The sequence below is a fragment of the Microvirga sp. 2MCAF38 genome, from assembly GCF_052115485.1.
In the GTDB taxonomy this organism is placed as follows: Bacteria; Pseudomonadota; Alphaproteobacteria; order Rhizobiales; family Beijerinckiaceae; genus Microvirga.
This window is the reverse complement of the sequence record NZ_JBFRGU010000004.1, coordinates 152,467-168,533: the sequence shown is the minus strand read 5'-3', so window position 1 is coordinate 168,533 and position 16,067 is coordinate 152,467. Positions and strand designations below refer to the sequence as shown.

The 16,067-nt window shown below is 61.7% G+C and carries 19 protein-coding genes; 16 read left to right on the top strand and 3 right to left on the bottom strand.

Features of this window, described 5'->3' with window-relative positions; translation table 11 throughout:
- Window positions 1–46: 46 nt before the first annotated feature.
- Window positions 47–766 carry an endonuclease III gene (gene nth / locus AB4072_RS09800; RefSeq protein ID WP_441967561.1) on the bottom strand — a complete coding sequence of 240 codons (720 nt, stop codon included), beginning with the start codon at window positions 764–766 and terminating at the stop codon, window positions 47–49.
- A gap of 20 nt (window positions 767–786) precedes the next feature.
- Between nth and AB4072_RS09795 the strand changes: the two genes are divergently transcribed.
- The 16 genes from AB4072_RS09795 to AB4072_RS09720 all read left to right on the top strand — a co-directional run bounded on the left by AB4072_RS09795 (window position 787) and on the right by AB4072_RS09720 (window position 14,744).
- Entirely contained in the window at window positions 787–1,296 is a 510-nt protein-coding gene (locus AB4072_RS09795; RefSeq protein ID WP_441967560.1) for a DUF2244 domain-containing protein, read from the top strand.
- A gap of 77 nt (window positions 1,297–1,373) precedes the next feature.
- The gene (locus AB4072_RS09790) at window positions 1,374–2,276 is read left to right on the top strand and encodes a methylated-DNA--[protein]-cysteine S-methyltransferase (protein WP_441967558.1); all 903 of its coding nucleotides are present in this window, start codon (window positions 1,374–1,376) and stop codon (window positions 2,274–2,276) included.
- Between the two features lie 333 nt (window positions 2,277–2,609).
- Window positions 2,610–4,526 (top strand): molecular chaperone DnaK, encoded by a 1,917-nt coding sequence (dnaK, locus tag AB4072_RS09785; RefSeq protein ID WP_441967557.1) that lies wholly within the window; start codon window positions 2,610–2,612, stop codon window positions 4,524–4,526.
- Between the two features lie 3 nt (window positions 4,527–4,529).
- Entirely contained in the window at window positions 4,530–5,066 is a 537-nt protein-coding gene (locus AB4072_RS09780) for a hypothetical protein (protein ID WP_441967555.1), read from the top strand.
- A gap of 12 nt (window positions 5,067–5,078) precedes the next feature.
- Entirely contained in the window at window positions 5,079–6,227 is a 1,149-nt protein-coding gene (dnaJ, locus tag AB4072_RS09775; protein WP_441967553.1) for a molecular chaperone DnaJ, read from the top strand.
- Between the two features lie 162 nt (window positions 6,228–6,389).
- Window positions 6,390–7,010, top strand: a complete 621-nt coding sequence (locus tag AB4072_RS09770) for a class I SAM-dependent methyltransferase (RefSeq protein ID WP_441967552.1) — start codon at window positions 6,390–6,392, stop codon at window positions 7,008–7,010.
- Window positions 7,011–7,030: 20 nt separating this feature from the next.
- Window positions 7,031–7,750 (top strand): orotidine-5'-phosphate decarboxylase, encoded by a 720-nt coding sequence (gene pyrF / locus AB4072_RS09765; protein ID WP_441968084.1) that lies wholly within the window; start codon window positions 7,031–7,033, stop codon window positions 7,748–7,750.
- A gap of 97 nt (window positions 7,751–7,847) precedes the next feature.
- Window positions 7,848–8,138 carry a DUF1330 domain-containing protein gene (locus AB4072_RS09760; protein ID WP_441967550.1) on the top strand — a complete coding sequence of 97 codons (291 nt, stop codon included), beginning with the start codon at window positions 7,848–7,850 and terminating at the stop codon, window positions 8,136–8,138.
- Window positions 8,138–8,443 carry a DUF1330 domain-containing protein gene (locus AB4072_RS09755; protein WP_441967548.1) on the top strand — a complete coding sequence of 102 codons (306 nt, stop codon included), beginning with the start codon at window positions 8,138–8,140 and terminating at the stop codon, window positions 8,441–8,443. Before AB4072_RS09760 ends, AB4072_RS09755 begins: the two co-directional genes overlap by 1 nt.
- A 72-nt stretch (window positions 8,444–8,515) precedes the next feature.
- On the top strand, window positions 8,516–9,322 hold the full coding sequence (dapB, locus tag AB4072_RS09750) for a 4-hydroxy-tetrahydrodipicolinate reductase (protein WP_441968083.1): 807 nt from the start codon (window positions 8,516–8,518) through the stop codon (window positions 9,320–9,322).
- 88 nt (window positions 9,323–9,410) lie between these two features.
- The gene (locus tag AB4072_RS09745; RefSeq protein WP_441967547.1) at window positions 9,411–10,031 is read left to right on the top strand and encodes a 2,3-bisphosphoglycerate-dependent phosphoglycerate mutase; all 621 of its coding nucleotides are present in this window, start codon (window positions 9,411–9,413) and stop codon (window positions 10,029–10,031) included.
- Complete coding sequence (locus AB4072_RS09740) at window positions 10,028–10,549, top strand: GNAT family N-acetyltransferase (protein ID WP_441967545.1); 522 nt, start codon at window positions 10,028–10,030, stop codon at window positions 10,547–10,549. The genes AB4072_RS09745 and AB4072_RS09740 overlap by 4 nt, the downstream gene beginning before the upstream one ends.
- A gap of 367 nt (window positions 10,550–10,916) precedes the next feature.
- Window positions 10,917–11,741 carry a chromate resistance protein ChrB domain-containing protein gene (locus tag AB4072_RS09735; protein ID WP_441967543.1) on the top strand — a complete coding sequence of 275 codons (825 nt, stop codon included), beginning with the start codon at window positions 10,917–10,919 and terminating at the stop codon, window positions 11,739–11,741.
- A gap of 10 nt (window positions 11,742–11,751) precedes the next feature.
- Complete coding sequence (gene chrA / locus AB4072_RS09730) at window positions 11,752–13,149, top strand: chromate efflux transporter (protein ID WP_441968082.1); 1,398 nt, start codon at window positions 11,752–11,754, stop codon at window positions 13,147–13,149.
- Window positions 13,146–13,766: an alpha-ketoglutarate-dependent dioxygenase AlkB family protein gene (locus AB4072_RS09725; protein WP_441967541.1), complete on the top strand. Its 621-nt coding sequence runs from the start codon at window positions 13,146–13,148 to the stop codon at window positions 13,764–13,766. Before chrA ends, AB4072_RS09725 begins: the two co-directional genes overlap by 4 nt.
- A 39-nt stretch (window positions 13,767–13,805) precedes the next feature.
- Window positions 13,806–14,744, top strand: a complete 939-nt coding sequence (locus AB4072_RS09720; protein ID WP_441967539.1) for a hypothetical protein — start codon at window positions 13,806–13,808, stop codon at window positions 14,742–14,744.
- Between the two features lie 45 nt (window positions 14,745–14,789).
- On the opposite strand, the gene AB4072_RS09715 is transcribed toward AB4072_RS09720, so the two are convergent.
- Complete coding sequence (locus AB4072_RS09715) at window positions 14,790–15,425, bottom strand: trimeric intracellular cation channel family protein (RefSeq protein WP_441967537.1); 636 nt, start codon at window positions 15,423–15,425, stop codon at window positions 14,790–14,792.
- Entirely contained in the window at window positions 15,426–16,046 is a 621-nt protein-coding gene (gene grpE, locus AB4072_RS09710) for a nucleotide exchange factor GrpE (RefSeq protein ID WP_441968081.1), read from the bottom strand.
- Window positions 16,047–16,067 lie beyond the last annotated feature (21 nt).

The following is a 16,067-nucleotide window of genomic DNA, read 5'->3' as shown; positions in this document are numbered from 1 at the left end:
TGAGGAGGGAGAAAGAGCGCCCCGGAACGACAAAGCGGTCGCGCCCTCAAAAAGTCTTCGCCGGATAGCGGCAGAGGTCGTTGATGAGGCAGCGCGCGCATTCCGGTACGCGTGCCTTGCAAACATAGCGGCCATGCAAGATCAGCCAGTGGTGGGCGTGAAGCTTGAACTCACCTGGCACGAGCTTTTCCAATGGCTCCTGCGTCTCCAACGGCGTCTTCGTGTTGACGAAGGGAATGCGGTTGGCGACGCGAAAAATATGCGTGTCGACGGCGATATGCGGAATGCGAAATGCGATGTTCATCACCACGCTCGCGGTCTTCTGTCCGACGCCCGGCAGAGACGTGAGTTCTTCCATCGTGCGCGGTACCGCGCCGCCGAAATCGTCCACGAGACGCTTCGACATGCTGATGACGTTCTTCGCCTTGGTGTTGAAATAATTGAGCGTCTTGATGCGCTCGCGCACGCCTTCCTCGCCGATTGCCAGCATCTTTTGCGGCGTGTCGGCGATGGGAAAGAGAAGCCGCGTCGCCTTGTTCACGCCCACATCGGTCGCTTGCGCGGAAAGCAGAACCGCCACCAGCAGCGTATATGGATTGACGTATTCGAGCTCGCCCTCCGGGTGTGGATTGGCGGCTTCGAACCGGCGGAAGATCTCGACGACCGTCGCCTTGTCGACCGGCTTCGGTTGACGAACAGGTTTCGCGGACAGGATGGGCGCTTTGGGCGTCGGCTTGCGGCGGGATGACGACTTCAGATCGGACATGGTTGCGTTATAATCCGCGCATGGACAGCGGCAAAGCCACATTGGATGAGATCGGGCAGTTTGAACGGCCCGTTTTCGCGGCTGTGATCCGCCCGCACCGGTCCCTCACTCCCAAAGGTTTCCGGGTTGTGATGACACTTGTGTGCCTCACCTCCCTCATTGCGAGCCTTCCCTTTGTGATCCTGGGTTTCTGGCCCGTCGTCGGCTTCTTCGGTCTCGATTTTCTGGGTCTCTACATAGCCCTTCGCGTCAACGACCGGCACGGACGAGCCTTCGAGGAAGTGATTCTGACCCCGGTGCGCCTGTTGCTTCGAAAGGTCTCCTATCGCGGCGAGTCGCGGGAATGGTCCTTCAACCCGCTCTGGACGCGCCTGAACCGTCAGGAAGACGACGAATTCGGCCTTCAGCAACTCGCCCTCACCTCCCGCGGGCAGAGCGTGGTGGTCGCCCACGATCTCTCGCCCCCGGAACGGGAGACTTTCGCCGAGGCCTTCGGACAGGCGCTGGCAAATGTGAAGCGGGGCATCTGAAGGCAATTTCCGGCGCAGGAATCGGGTGTCGTTATTCTCACCGAGAACTAATATGACGCTCAAAGAGGATTAGTCCCATGTTGAGCACCCTGCGTGACATCGCCATCGAACCCGCCGCCATCGAAGTTCCGCAAGGACCGATGGTGGATTACGAGCGCGTCCGGGAGATCATCGCTTTCATCTCGGAGCGCTGGCGCGAACAACCCTCTCTGGAGGCCATCGCAGAGCATGTGGGGCTCTCCACGACCCATGTGCATCACCTGTTCCGCCGCTGGTCGGGCCTTTCGCCCAAGGCTTTTCTCCAGGCGATCACCCTAGACAACGCCAAGGCGCTGTTGGCTTCCTCAGCGAGCGTTCTGGATGCGACCTACGAAGTCGGACTGTCCGGCCCCGCACGCCTGCACGATCTCTTTGTGACCCATGAGGCCATGACCCCGGGCGACTACAAGGTGGGCGGAGCGGGCCTGACCATGCGGTTCGGATTCCACTCCTCTCCCTTCGGCGAGGCTGTTCTGGTGGCGACCGACCGGGGTCTCGCGGGCCTCGGGTTCGTGGACAACGGAGACCGGCAGGCTGCTCTGGAGGATCTGAAACGACGCTGGCCCAAGGCGGAATACATCGAGGATACCGCCGCGACCGCGCCCCTCGCCCGGCGAATTTTCGATCCACATCGCTGGCAGGACGAGCAGCCCCTGAAGGTCGTTCTGATCGGTACCGATTTCGAGGTCCGCGTCTGGCAGACCCTTTTGCGGATCCCCCGTGACCGTGCCACCTCCTACTCCGACATCGCCCGCCATATCGGCAAACCGGCGGCCGCCCGCGCAGTCGGGGCAGCTGTCGGCCGGAACCCGATCTCCTTCGTCGTCCCCTGCCACAGGGTGCTCGGACGCTCAGGCGCGCTCACCGGCTACCATTGGGGCCTGACGCGCAAGCAGGCGATTCTGGGCTGGGAAACGGGCCTCGCGCGCAATAGAGCATGATCAGAACAAGTGGAAACCGGTTGTTCGCCCGGATCATGCGGAAATAAGGAATCGTGAGTTTGATCGTGTTTCAAGGAGACACGATCAAACTCTCGTGCGAAGCCCGACAAACGGCATTTCGGCTCCTCGACTAAAAAAGCCTCTTCACCGCCCCGCTTCATTTGCGGTAAACAACGCTCCACCTTCGACTTGCGGCCCCCGCGGCGCCTTCTTATATCAGCGCCAGGGCAGGGTTCGGCCGTTTTCGGAGGGATTCTGCTGTTTGTTCAACCACAGCCATGGGCCGTGCCGCTTCGGGGCGCGGCGGTCTGCTTGAAAGTGAGGGATCCCGCCATGGGAAAGGTCATTGGTATCGACCTCGGAACCACCAATTCCTGCGTCGCCGTTATGGAAGGCTCGCAGCCTAAAGTTATTGAGAATGCGGAAGGCGCTCGGACGACTCCGTCCATCGTCGCCTTTACGGACGACGGGGAACGCCTTGTCGGCCAGCCGGCCAAACGCCAGGCGGTCACGAACCCGTCGCGCACCTTCTTTGCCATCAAGCGCCTGATCGGGCGCACATTCGAAGACCCCATGACCAAGAAGGACATGGGTCTTGTTCCCTATGACATCGTCAAGGGCCAGAACGGCGACGCCTGGGTCAAGGCTGACGACAAGCAATTTTCGCCGTCCCAGATCTCCGCCTTCACCCTGCAGAAGATGAAGGAAACGGCGGAGGCCTATCTCGGGCAGACGGTCACGCAGGCCGTCATCACCGTTCCCGCCTACTTCAACGACGCTCAGCGTCAGGCCACCAAGGACGCCGGCAAGATCGCCGGTCTTGAAGTGCTGCGCATCATCAACGAGCCGACGGCGGCAGCGCTCGCCTATGGCCTCGAGAAGAAGCAGCACGGCACGATCGCGGTCTACGACCTTGGCGGCGGCACCTTCGACGTGTCGATCCTCGAGATCGGCGACGGCGTGTTCGAGGTAAAGTCCACCAACGGCGACACCTTCCTCGGCGGTGAAGACTTCGACATGCGTCTCGTCGAATACCTCGCGGCCGAGTTCAAGAAGGAACAGGGCATCGACCTGACCAAGGACAAGCTCGCCCTCCAGCGCCTGAAAGAGGCGGCGGAGAAGGCAAAGATCGAGCTGTCCTCGGCGCAGCAGACCGAAATCAACCTGCCCTACATCACGGCGGACGCCTCCGGGCCGAAGCACCTCGCTCTCAAGCTCTCGCGCGCCAAGTTCGAGCAGCTTGTGGACGATCTGGTGCAGAAGACTATCGAGCCCTGCCGCAAGGCCCTCAAGGATGCCGGTATCTCGGCCGGCGAGATCGACGAAGTGGTTCTGGTCGGCGGCATGACCCGCATGCCCAAGATCCAGGAAGTCGTGAAGGCGTTCTTCGGCAAGGAGCCCCACAAGGGCGTCAACCCGGACGAAGTGGTCGCCATCGGCGCTGCGGTCCAGGCGGGCGTGCTTCAGGGTGATGTGAAGGACGTGCTGCTCCTCGACGTGACCCCGCTCTCGCTCGGCATCGAGACGCTCGGCGGTGTGTTCACGCGCCTGATCGACCGCAACACGACGATCCCGACCAAGAAGAGCCAGGTGTTCTCGACCGCGGAAGACAATCAGAACGCGGTCACCATCCGCGTCTTCCAGGGCGAGCGCGAAATGGCGGCGGACAACAAGCTGCTCGGCCAGTTCGACCTCGTCGGCATCCCGCCGGCCCCGCGCGGCGTGCCGCAGGTGGAAGTGACCTTCGACATCGACGCGAACGGTATTGTGAATGTCACGGCGAAGGACAAGGCCACCGGCAAGGAACACCAGATCCGCATCCAGGCCTCGGGCGGGCTCTCGGAAGCCGACATCGACAAGATGGTGAAGGACGCCGAAGCCCACGCGACCGAGGACAAGCAGCGCCGCGAACTCGTCGAGGCCAAGAACCAGGGCGAGAGCCTGATCCACGCGACCGAGAAGTCGCTGACGGAATACGGCGACAAGGTCACGGACGCCGACAAGCAAGGCATCTCGACCGCCATCGACGCGCTCAAGCAGGCCCTGGCCGGTGAGGACGCGGAGACCATCAAGGCTCGCACGACGGACCTGATGCAGGCTTCCATGAAGCTCGGCGAAGCCATGTATCAGGCGACGCAAGCGGCTGGAGAAGGTGGCGAGGAAGCCGCCGCCGGTGCCGAAAAGAAGGACGATGTCATCGACGCCGACTTCCAGGAAGTCAGCGAAGACGACAAAAAGAAGCGGGCGTAGTTCATGGCTTTGGCCGTGGCAAAGAATTATCGAATGGCCGGGTTCCACCCGGCCACTCGTATTCGAAGCTTCGCAACGATTTGTGCTCTTGGTCTTTTTTCGTGCTCATCTATTCTGACGCCCGTCCAGGCCCAGGTCGACGTAAGGGCCGAAAGTCGGATGCACGATTTGCGGAAGGCGCTTTTTCTTGCTGAGAGAAACCTGAAGCTTTCTATTGAACAAAGGGATTTTTCTCGAGCCGAGCTCGTCAATTCATTACTTTTTTTGGTCCAAAGCCAAGAGCCTCCGGATCGAAGCGGTGCTTGTTCTGAAGCTCTCGATGGCTTGAGCTTGGCTGCAGGGGCAGCGGCTTTTGCATTACACCCTGTTACAGATGAAATATCAGATCGATTCTCGAAGACAATGAGGCCCTCCGACGAGGCCCTGAAACAGTGGTTCGCCGATGGCTCATCAAAATACCGAGCCTCGATGATCTCTTGTGAAGAGCTCATCGGTACTTCAATAACCTCGCGCGCCTTACCAGACCGCATATTGCCTTAAAAGAGATACCGAATGTCCAAGCGCGATTATTACGAAGTCCTTGGGGTTACGAAGACCGCGACCGAAGTTGAGATGAAGGTCGCCTTCCGCAAGCTGGCGATGCAGCATCACCCGGATCGCAATCCCGGCAATCACGAGGCCGAGGTCAAGTTCAAGGAAATCAACGAGGCGTATCAGACGCTCTCGGACGGCCAGAAGCGTGCAGCCTACGATCGCTTCGGCCACGCAGCCTTCGCCAATGGTGGCAACGGTGCGGGCGGTCCGGGCTTCGGCAATGATTTCTCCGACTTCATGTCGGACATTTTCGAGAATTTCTTCGGCGACGGGCGCGGTCAACGCGGCGGCGGACGCGGCGCGGGCGGACGCGAGCGCGGTGCGGACATGCGCTACAACCTGGAAATCTCCCTCGAGGAGGCTTTCCAGGGCAAGAACGCCGAGATCAGGATCCCGACCTCGGTCACTTGCGAAGTGTGCTCCGGCTCGGGCGCGAAGGCGGGCTCGAAGCCCAAGACCTGCCCCACCTGCGGCGGAGCGGGCCGGGTTCGTGCCCAACAGGGCTTCTTCTCCATCGAGCGCACCTGCCCGAACTGCCATGGACGCGGGGAGGTCATCGACGATCCTTGCGGCAATTGCCACGGCGCCGGCCGGGTGACCCGCGAGCGCACGCTCTCGGTGAATATTCCCGCGGGCGTCGAGGAAGGCACGCGCATTCGTCTTTCAAGCGAGGGCGAGGCGGGCGTTCGCGGTGGACCTTCGGGCGATCTCTACATCTTCCTGTCCATCAAGCCGCACGAGTTCTTTCAGCGCGACGGGGCGGATCTCTTCTGCCGGGTGCCGATCTCGATGGTGACGGCATCGCTCGGGGGCGAGTTCTCCGTTCCCACTATCGATGGCACGGATGCGAAGGTGAAGGTTCCGGAGGGCACACAATCAGGCAAGCAGTTCCGCCTGAGGGCCAAGGGAATGCCCGTGCTGCGCTCCCGCGATGTGGGCGATCTCTATATCCAGGTGGTGGTCGAAACCCCGCAGAAGCTTACCAAGCGCCAGCGCGAGCTTCTGATGGAGTTCGAACAGGAGTGCTCGAAAGACACACACCCGGAAAGTTCGGGATTTTTCACCCGTGTCCGTGAGTTTATCGACGGGCTGGGTGGATCCAGTTAACTTGGCAGTCGTTTTTATTGACTACTGAAACGATGAGATTCGGCGAAAACCCGGCATCGTTCCAGGACTTCTCAGATCGCATTTTCTGGTGGTGGGCCGGTTTTCACACCACATGAAAATGTTCTAAAGAGTGACTGCGATCCGTCTTAAAGAGGTTCCCAAGTGCTTCAGTCGTCTCAAAGACCGACGCCGCGAAAGTTTCCTCTCAATAAGGACCGTTTCCAAGACGAAGCCCGTTTTCTCCGCTCCTGGCTCGAACGGCCGCTGGTGATCGGGGCGGTGACGCCATCGGGCAAGGTTCTGGCCCGTACCATGGCCTCGTTCGTCGATACGCGTGTGCCCGGCCCCATCATCGAACTCGGCCCCGGCACCGGCCCGGTCACTGACGCCCTGATTCGGCGAGGGGTCGAGCAGGAGCGGTTGATTCTGATCGAATTCAACCCGGAATTTTGCCATTTGCTGAAACGGCGCTTCCCAAGAGCGACGATCATCCAGGGCGATGCCTACGATCTCGGAGAAACCCTCTCTGGCCTCCTGAAAGAGCCCGCCGCCGCTACCGTGTCGAGCCTGCCGCTCTTCACCAAGCCCATGGAGCAGCGCACGTCCCTTATGGAAACGGCGCAATCCCTGATGCATCCGGAAGCGCCGTTCATCCAGTTCACCTACGCGGTCGTGCCGCCGATCCCGGCGCGCTCCCCCGCGTATAAGGCCCGCGCGTCGAACCGCATTTGGCGCAACCTCCCTCCGGCCCGCGTCTGGGTCTACAATCGAGTAACCGCATGAGCGCTGCGATGCCCCTTGGTATGGATTCATCATCGATACAAAGGGATATCCGGGATCGCCTCATCATCGGCCTCGATGTGCCTTCCGTCGATGAGGCACGCGCCCTCGTGGCGAGCATCGGCGATGCGGGAACCTTCTACAAGATCGGCTACCAGCTTGGTTATGCGGGCGGCCTCGAATTCGCGAAAGAGATCATCGGTCAGGGCAAGAAGGTCTTTCTCGACCTGAAGCTCCACGATATCGGCAATACCGTCGAAGAGGGTGTCCGCTCGGTGGCCCGGCTCGGCGCTACATTCCTGACCGTCCACGCCTACCCGCAGACCATGCGCGCCGCGGTTACTGGAAAGGCAGGGTCGGACCTGAAGATCCTCGCCGTGACGGTTCTCACCTCCTACAGCGATCAGGATCTGGTGGAGGCGGGCTATGCGCCGGTCCCGACGGAAGAACTCGTCGCCCGCCGTGCAGGGCAAGCCCGCGATCTCGGCGTCGACGGCATCGTTTGCGCCGCGCCGGAAGCGGCGCGCGTCCGCAGCATCGTCGGGCCCGATCTTGCCATCGTCACGCCGGGCATCCGCCCCACCGGCTCCTCCGCCGACGATCAGAAGCGCATCGTCACGCCGGGGGAAGGCATCCGCCTGGGCGCAAACCACCTCGTCGTCGGCCGCCCCATCGTGAAAGCCGCCGATCCGCGTGCTGTCACCGAGCGCATCGTGCAGGAAATCGCAGCGGCTGTTTCCTGAGTCGTTGACGCTGTCTTAACACGCGCCTCGCAATTCCCGTCTTGACGGGTTCCCCCGCTTGGCGTTCCGTGCTGCACACCTGTTGTTGGAGTGTTTCATGCCCAAGGCCTACGTCATCGCCCGCGTCACCGTCACGAATCCCGAGGCCTATGCGGAATACGCAAAAGGCGCGACGGCGGCGATCCGCCAATACAACGGCAAGCCGCTCGTCCGCGGCGGCGCCTACGAGGCGCTCGAGGGCGAAGCGCGCCCCCGTAACGTGGTGATCGAGTTCGAATCCATGGAAGCGGCCCGCCGCTACTACAATTCTCCGGAATATCAGGCCGCCAAGGCCAAACGCGACGGCGCCTGCATCGCCGAGTTCGTGCTGGTGGAAGGCGCAGAATAATGGCCAAGGGCTATTGGATCGGCCGCGTCGACGTGACCAATCCTGAAGCCTACAAGAACTACGTCGCGGCCAACGCCGTCGCTTTCTCGAAATTCGGTGCGCGCTTTCTGGTGCGCGGCGGGACTTTCGAGCCGGTCGAAGGCGTAAGCCGTGCGCGCAACGTGGTGATCGAGTTCCCCTCCTACGAGGCGGCTCTGGCCTGCTGGCATTCCCCCGAATACATGGCGGCGAAGGCCGAGCGCGACGGTCACGCCATCGCCGACATCATCGTCATCGAGGGATATGACGGACCGCAGCCGGGGTAAGGGAAGCGCTTTCCAGGGTGCAGTCGGACCGCTATATCGACCGCGACGAAGAGGAGATCGGGCATGGGTGAGATGCGACTGGCAGTCGTCGGCGCAGGCGGGCGCATGGGGCGCATGCTCATCAAAGCCATCGCCGAGACGGAAGGGTGTCGCCTCGTCGGCGCTATCGCCCGTGAGGGCTCGGAACTCCTTGGTCACGATGCCGGGCTCATGGCCGGCATCGGCCTTCTCGAAGTCGATGTCACCGACGACCCTCTTCCCATCTTCGCACAAGCTGATGGCGTGCTCGATTTCACGACACCATCGGCGACAGTGGCCTTCGCGGCACTCGCCGCGCAGGCGCGTATCGTCCATGTGATCGGCACGACAGGCCTTCAGGACGACGACTTCACCAAGCTCGAAGCCGCCGCGCGCCATGCGCGGGTTGTCCAGTCGGGCAACATGTCGCTCGGCGTGAACCTGCTCGCGGGTCTCGTACGCAAGGTCGCGGCGACGCTCGGCGACGATTACGACATCGAGATTCTTGAAATGCACCACCGTATGAAGGTGGACGCACCATCCGGCACTGCGCTTCTCCTGGGTGAAGCGGCAGCACAAGGACGCAAGGTTTCGCTCAAAGACCACTCGGTCCGCGTCCGCGATGGCCACACAGGTGCGCGGCGGCCCGGCGATATCGGCTTTGCGGCCCTTCGCGGCGGCACTGTCGTCGGCGATCATACGGTCATGTTCGCAGGCCCCGGTGAGTGCATCGAGATTTCCCATCGCGCGGAGGATCGCAGCATCTTCGCCCGCGGCGCCGTGCGCGCCGCGCTCTGGGCCTTCGACAAGAAGCCCGGTTACTACACCATGGCTGATGTCCTTGGCCTCAATGGACTTTGATTTTGCAAAATCTTTCCGGATACCCCTTTTCCGAATCATGCCTTAAGACACGCCTCATCCCGAGGCACCAAGCTGGAGACTTTCGCCGATGAATCGCCTTCTCGTCCTTGCCCGCCATGGTCAGAGCGACTGGAACCTCAAGAACCTGTTCACCGGCTGGAAGGACCCTGGCCTCACCGATCTCGGCGTGGAAGAGGCGCGCGCTGCAGGGCGGCGTTTGAAGGCGCTCGGCATCCAATTCGACGTGGCCTACACCTCCGATCTCTCCCGCGCGCAACGCACCTGTGAACTGATCCTGGAAGAGATCGGCCAGCCCAATCTCACCACCATCAGGGATCAGGCCCTGAACGAGCGCGACTACGGCGATCTCTCGGGCCTCAACAAGGACGATGCCCGCGCCAAGTGGGGCGAGGATCAGGTTCATGTGTGGCGCCGCTCCTATGACGTGCCCCCTCCCGGCGGCGAGAGCCTGAAGGATACGGTCGCCCGCGTGCTGCCCTACTACGTGAGCGAAATCCTGCCGCGCGTCATGCGGGGTGAGCGCGTTCTCGTCGCGGCCCACGGCAATTCCTTGCGCGCGCTGGTGATGGTGCTCGATCGCCTGAGCGCGGACTCGATCCCCTCGATGGAACTCGCGACCGGCATTCCGCTCGTCTATCGCCTCAAGGCCGACACGACTGTCGAAGACAAGCAGGTTCTCGCGGCATGATCGAAATATGCCTCCTCGACGCGAAGGCCGCTGAAGCCGACCGAGCCCAACTTGCCGAGACGCTCGCCGATTGCGTCGCCGGCGGGGCGTCCGTCAGCTTCATGTGGCCTTTCACCGTCGAGGACGCGCACCGATGGTGGGGGAATGTCATCGACAAAGTAGGCGCCGGAGACACGGTGTTGTTCGGCGCTTACGTGGATGGCGTTCTCTCCGGTACGGTACAGCTCGGTCTCGACTGCCCGCCCAACCAGCGCCACCGTGGCGACGTGAAGAAGCTTCTCGTCCATCGCCGTGCGCGTGGAAGAGGCGTCGCAGGGCAATTGATGCTGACTCTGGAACAGGAAGCGAAGAACCGCAATCTTTCGCTCATCACTCTCGACACCGTGACGGGCTCGTATGCCGAACGGCTCTACGGCGAACTCGGCTGGACAAAAGCCGGAATCATTCCGAATTTCGCCATGTGGCCGGACGGGCGGCTTTGCGATGCAACGGTTTTCTGGAAGGCCCTGCCAACCTGACAGGTATCGCAATCGGGTGGCAGCAAACCGCGTCTAGGCGCGTGCTGTCCGACAGCTCACGCAGACGTCGAAGATGCTTCTTGACAATTTTCAGGGCGCTGGCTTCGCCGCGATAGCCATGCGGGTCAGGAGCTTTGGCGGATTCTTCAGGCTAACTGAGACCTTGCCCTCGGGCAGCACAACAGCGAGGTGCGGCCGCCCACAGGGCTGGCCCTCATCGAAGGCTCCATTTGCATCAGGCCACGCACATCAATCCGTTGACAGGATGATAATTGTGTCCTCTAATCGAGCTATGGGGATTGCGATCTCCCCACGAGGCGACATGCCCAAGTATCGCATCCGATCTCAATTTATTTACGGATGCATCATGTCGTCACCTAACACGATTTCTATCGACAAGCTCGCTCGCCTTATCGGCACTCCCAAGTGCCCGGCACTCATCGATGTCTGTACCGATGATGATTTTGCCTGTGACCCGCGCCTGGTCCCGGGCGCCGTTCGCCGCCCCTTTGCCTCGGTCTCGGATTGGGCGCATGAATTCAAATGCCGTTCCGTTGTCGTCATTTGCAAGAAGGGTCTCAAACTGGGTCAGGGCGTAGCGGCTTGGCTCAGGCATGAAGGCATACCCGCGGATTCCCTCGAAGGCGGTGTCGTGGCCTGGGCGGAGGCGGGTCTGCCGATGGTGCCGGAGGCCAAGATCCCCAACCGCGATACGCAAGGCCGGACCGTGTGGATCACTCGTTCCCGGCCCAAGATCGATCGCATTGCCTGCCCTTGGCTTATCCGGCGTTTTGTCGATCCGAGGGCAGTCTTCTTGTTCGTTCACCCGTCTCAGGTTCTTGCAGCCGCGGAACGCTTTAATGCAACCGCCTTCGACATGGAAGGCGAGGGTGTTTTCTGGAGCCATCGGGGAGACCTTTGCACTTTCGATGTGATGGTTGAGGAGTTCGGCCTCACGACAGAGCCACTTCTGCGGTTGGCCACCATTGTGCGCGGTGCCGATACGGCGCGCCTTGATCTTGCTCCGGAGGCGGCGGGCCTGCTTGCAACCTCTCTCGGACTCTCGCGAATGTATACCGACGACCTCGAACAGCTCGAAGCGGGGATGATCCTCTACGACGCCCTCTATCGTTGGTGTCGCGATGCGACTGACGAGACCCACACGTGGCCCGTTAAGAAGCAGGGGGCCTGAGATGGACAGCATGACTCTCCCCGATGCGACGGCGCGTCCGGATGTTCCGGCCCACGGCGTGAGCTTGAGCGAAGCCATCCGGGTCTGGGCGCGGGTCGCCCTGCTGAGTTTCGGCGGCCCTGCCGGCCAGATCGCGGTCATGCACCGCATCATCGTCGAGGAAAAGCGCTGGGTTTCCGAGAACCGTTTTCTTCACGCGCTGAACTACTGCATGCTCCTGCCGGGTCCAGAGGCCCAACAGCTGGCAACCTATATCGGTTGGCTCATGCATCGCACTCGCGGCGGCCTTATCGCGGGTGGATTGTTCATCCTGCCGGGCATCGTGGCGATTATGGGCTTAAGCTGGATCTATGCCCTGTTTGGCAAAGTCGGATTGGTCTCGGCTCTGTTCTTCGGGCTGAAAGCGGCTGTCGTCGCCATCGTCCTCGAGGCAGTGATGCGGATCGGCAAGCGCGCGCTCAAGAACCGTATCATGCTCGGGCTCGCGGCGGCGGCGTTCATGGCGATCTTCTTCTTGGGGATTCCATTCCCGCTCATCATCCTGATGGCGGGCCTGATCGGCTACGTCGGCGGACGGGCCGGCATGGCCCAGTTCCAGGTCGGCGGCGGGCACGGGGCCGCGAAAGCAGGACTGACCGATGCCGAGAGCCTGCTCGGCGAGGAGGTGCCGGCGCATGTCCGCCCAACCGTGAAGAAAACTTTGCGCAACGCCGCGATCTGGCTGACGCTGTGGCTCGTCCCGGTCATCGCCGTGCTCGCCGCGTTCGGCCCCGGCAACGTGTTCAGTCAGATCGGTGTGTTTTTCTCGAAGATGGCGATGGTCACCTTCGGCGGTGCCTATGCGGTGCTCGCCTATGTCGCGCAGCAGGCCGTGGAGAACTATGGCTGGCTGAAGCCCGGGGAGATGCTGGACGGTCTCGGCATGGCCGAGACGACGCCTGGCCCTCTCATCATGGTTCTGCAATTCGTAGGCTTCATGGCCGCGTTCCGGGGTCCGGGCTCGCTGCCGCCTTTGATGGCCGGTACTCTCGGCGGTCTTCTCGCCACCTGGGTGACCTTCACGCCATGCTTCCTTTGGATCTTCCTGGGAGCGCCCTTCATCGAGGTCATGCGGGACAACAAGGCGCTGAACGGCGCACTATCGGCGATCACTGCGGCCGTTGTCGGAGTGATCCTCAACCTCGCGATCTGGTTTGCGATCCATACAATCTTTGCACAGGTGCACCCGGTTGCTTGGGGGCCAGTACACTTCGACGCTCCCGTTCCCTCGAGCACCAATGTCTGGGCACTCCTGCTATCGGTTGCTGCGGTCATCGCGATGTTCCGCTTCAAGGTCGGGATGGTGACGACCCTCACCGCAACCTCCACCGCGGGAATCCTGCTCTATCTCGCGGGATGGATCTCATGAGTGCGATTGCCCTTGCCCCGGGCCTCACCTATCACCCCGATTATCTCGACCGCGCCGCGCAGGAGCGCCTGCTCGAAGCCGTTCGGGAAGTCACGCGGGCCGCGCCACTTTTCTCTCCACGCATGCCGCGTACGGGCAAAGCCTTTTCCGTCCGCATGACCAATTGCGGGCCGCTCGGCTGGGTCTCCGACGTAAACGGCTATCGGTATCAGCCGACGCATCCTGAAACCGGGAAGCCATGGCCTACCATGCCGGATCAAGTGCTCAAGGCTTGGAAGGATCTCAGCGATTATCCCCAGCCACCCGATGCCTGCCTGATCAACTTCTACGAGCCTTCCGCCCGTATGGGCCTGCACCAGGACAAGGATGAGGAGGAATTCGGAGCGCCTGTCGTCTCCCTTTCCCTTGGCGATACCGGCCTGTTTCGCTATGGCGGCCTCGACCGGAAGGATCCGACACGCTCGATCAAACTAAAATCCGGAGACGCCGTCGTCTTCGGCGGCCCGTCGCGGTTGATCTTTCATGGCGTCGATCGGATCACGCCAGGCACATCCGATTTGTTGCAACAAGGAGGTCGTCTCAATCTCACCTTGCGCAAAGTACGATCCGGGCTCTAACAAGAAGGGGTGATTTCGAAGAATTCGGAGTTCCCGGCAATGAAGCCTCTTGTGTTCGCAGCCCTCGGTCTCATTGCTTCTGCTCAGGTCGCCTTTGCCGCCGAGACGGTTTTTCCTCCTGCCTCCCGCATCGGTATCGTTCCGCCCCAAGACATGCGGGCATCCAAGCGTTTCAGCGGGTTCGAAAATCCCGACCGCGCCGCCGGCATCAGTTTCGTCGAAATGCCTCCGGAAGCTTACCCGCAACTGCTTTCGGGCCTCTCCAACGATGCGCTCAAGCGGCAAGGCATGAGCGTGACGGGACGCGAGACCGTGAAGCTCGACGGACGGCCAGGTGTTCTCATCACGGGCAGCCTCCTCGGGAGTAACGGTGGGCGCAAATGGGTTCTCGCCCTGAAGGACCAGGGTCTGACGGCGCTTCTCATCGCGCAGATCCAGGGCGACGGGGATGGTTACAGCGACACGCAGATGTTGCAGGCGTTGAAGAGCGTGGCCCTGCGCGGACCTGTTTCCTTGGACGAGCAGATCTCAGCCCTGCCCTTCCGTGTCGGAGATCGCGGCGGGTTCAGGCCGGTGCGGGTGCTCTCAGGAAATTCCGCGCTTTTTACGGAAGGTCCGAAGGACAATATCGAGGCCATCGAGCAGCCGATTGTCATTCTGGCCGCCTCGCTCGGCGCTCTGCCGCCGGCCGGCGAAAGACGCGAGCAATTCGCCCATGCCGCGCTCAATTCCAATCAGATCTTCAACAATGTCGCCATCGAGCGCTCGGACACCTTTCGCCTGAACGGCCAGGAATGGCACGAGATCGTCGCTAAGGCGAAGGAGGCCGTCTCGGGCCACCCGGTAATCGTGATGCAGACGATCCGCTTCGATACCGATCGTTATGTTCGCATGGTCGCCATGACGCGGGCGGAAAACCGCGAAAGGGACTTGCCGCGCTTCCGGCACATGATCGACGGCGTCGAAATGGCTCGGTAGAGCACGATCAGAACAAGTGGAAACCGCCCGGATCAAACTCTAGCGTCAGCCCCGGCTCGGGAAGGATGGCAGAGACCAGCCCTTGAGCAGGGCTAGCGCACGCAGCCCGAAAGCGGCACAGGCGCCCAAAGCGGATGCGAGGAATGGATCGAGCCCGAGCGCCCGCAATCCGACCATGACGCCGGCGCCGAGTGCGGCCGCCGTGACGTAGATGTCCTGCCTCAACACCAAAGGTGTCGTCGCTGCCAGAATATCCCGGATGATACCGCCGAACGTCGCCGTGATGGTGCCGAGCACGACGGCCGACATGAGGGGCACACCTTCACTGAGGGCCTTGGCCGTTCCCATGACGGTGAACAGCGCCATGCCGAGAGCATCGGCCCAGAGCAAGAGCCGATTTTGCCGACCGCCTTCAAGAGCCGCAACGCGCTTGGGCCCAAGGGCAAAAACGAGTTCTGCAACAAACAGACAAACGAACACGTCCATCGGATTGCCGACCCAGGAAACGGGCTTGATGCCGAGCAGCAGATCTCGAATCGTTCCGCCACCGACCCCGGTCACAGTGGCGAGCAAAGCGAACCCGAACGGATCCATACCCTTGCGGGCCGCCATCAGCGCCCCCGTCAACGCGAAGACGGCGACACCGATGGTCTCGAATGGGATGTTCGTCAGGAAAGACACTTAAGAGGCGGACGAGCTATCCGCGCCGGGCGCGGCTGCGCCATTGGCGGCTTTCGGCCCGCCCGTCGCCACGCCGACCAGAGCGGGGCGCAGAACGCGATCGCCGATCACGTAACCGGATTGCATGACCTGGACGACGGTGCCGGCAGGAACGTCAGGTTTCGGCATCTCGAACATGGCCTGATGCAGATTCGGATCGAATTTCTCCCCTTCCGGATCGAGCTTTTTCACACCGTGACGCTCGAGTGCCTTGAGGAAGTCTCGCTCGGTCAGCTCGATTCCATCGATCAGGCCCTTGAGAGCGCTGTCGGCAGCCGCCTTGGCTTCTGCCGGAACACTTTCGATGGCGCGGCGGATGTTGTCCACGACCGTCAGCATGTCCCGGGCAAAATTGGTGACGCCATAGGTCCGGGCATCGGCCACCTCACGCTCCGTGCGGCGGCGCAGATTTTCCATATCCGCAAGGGTGCGCAGGAGCTTGTCCTTGATCTCCTGCCGTTCGGCATCGAGCGCAGCGATGGGATCGTGCGCGGGCTGCTCGGAGGCCTCTGCTCCGGGAACGGCGTCCACGGCGGAATCCTGCGAAGGGGTCTGTTTGGCGTCCGTATCGTTCGGCTTCATCATCAATCAGCTGAGATTTAA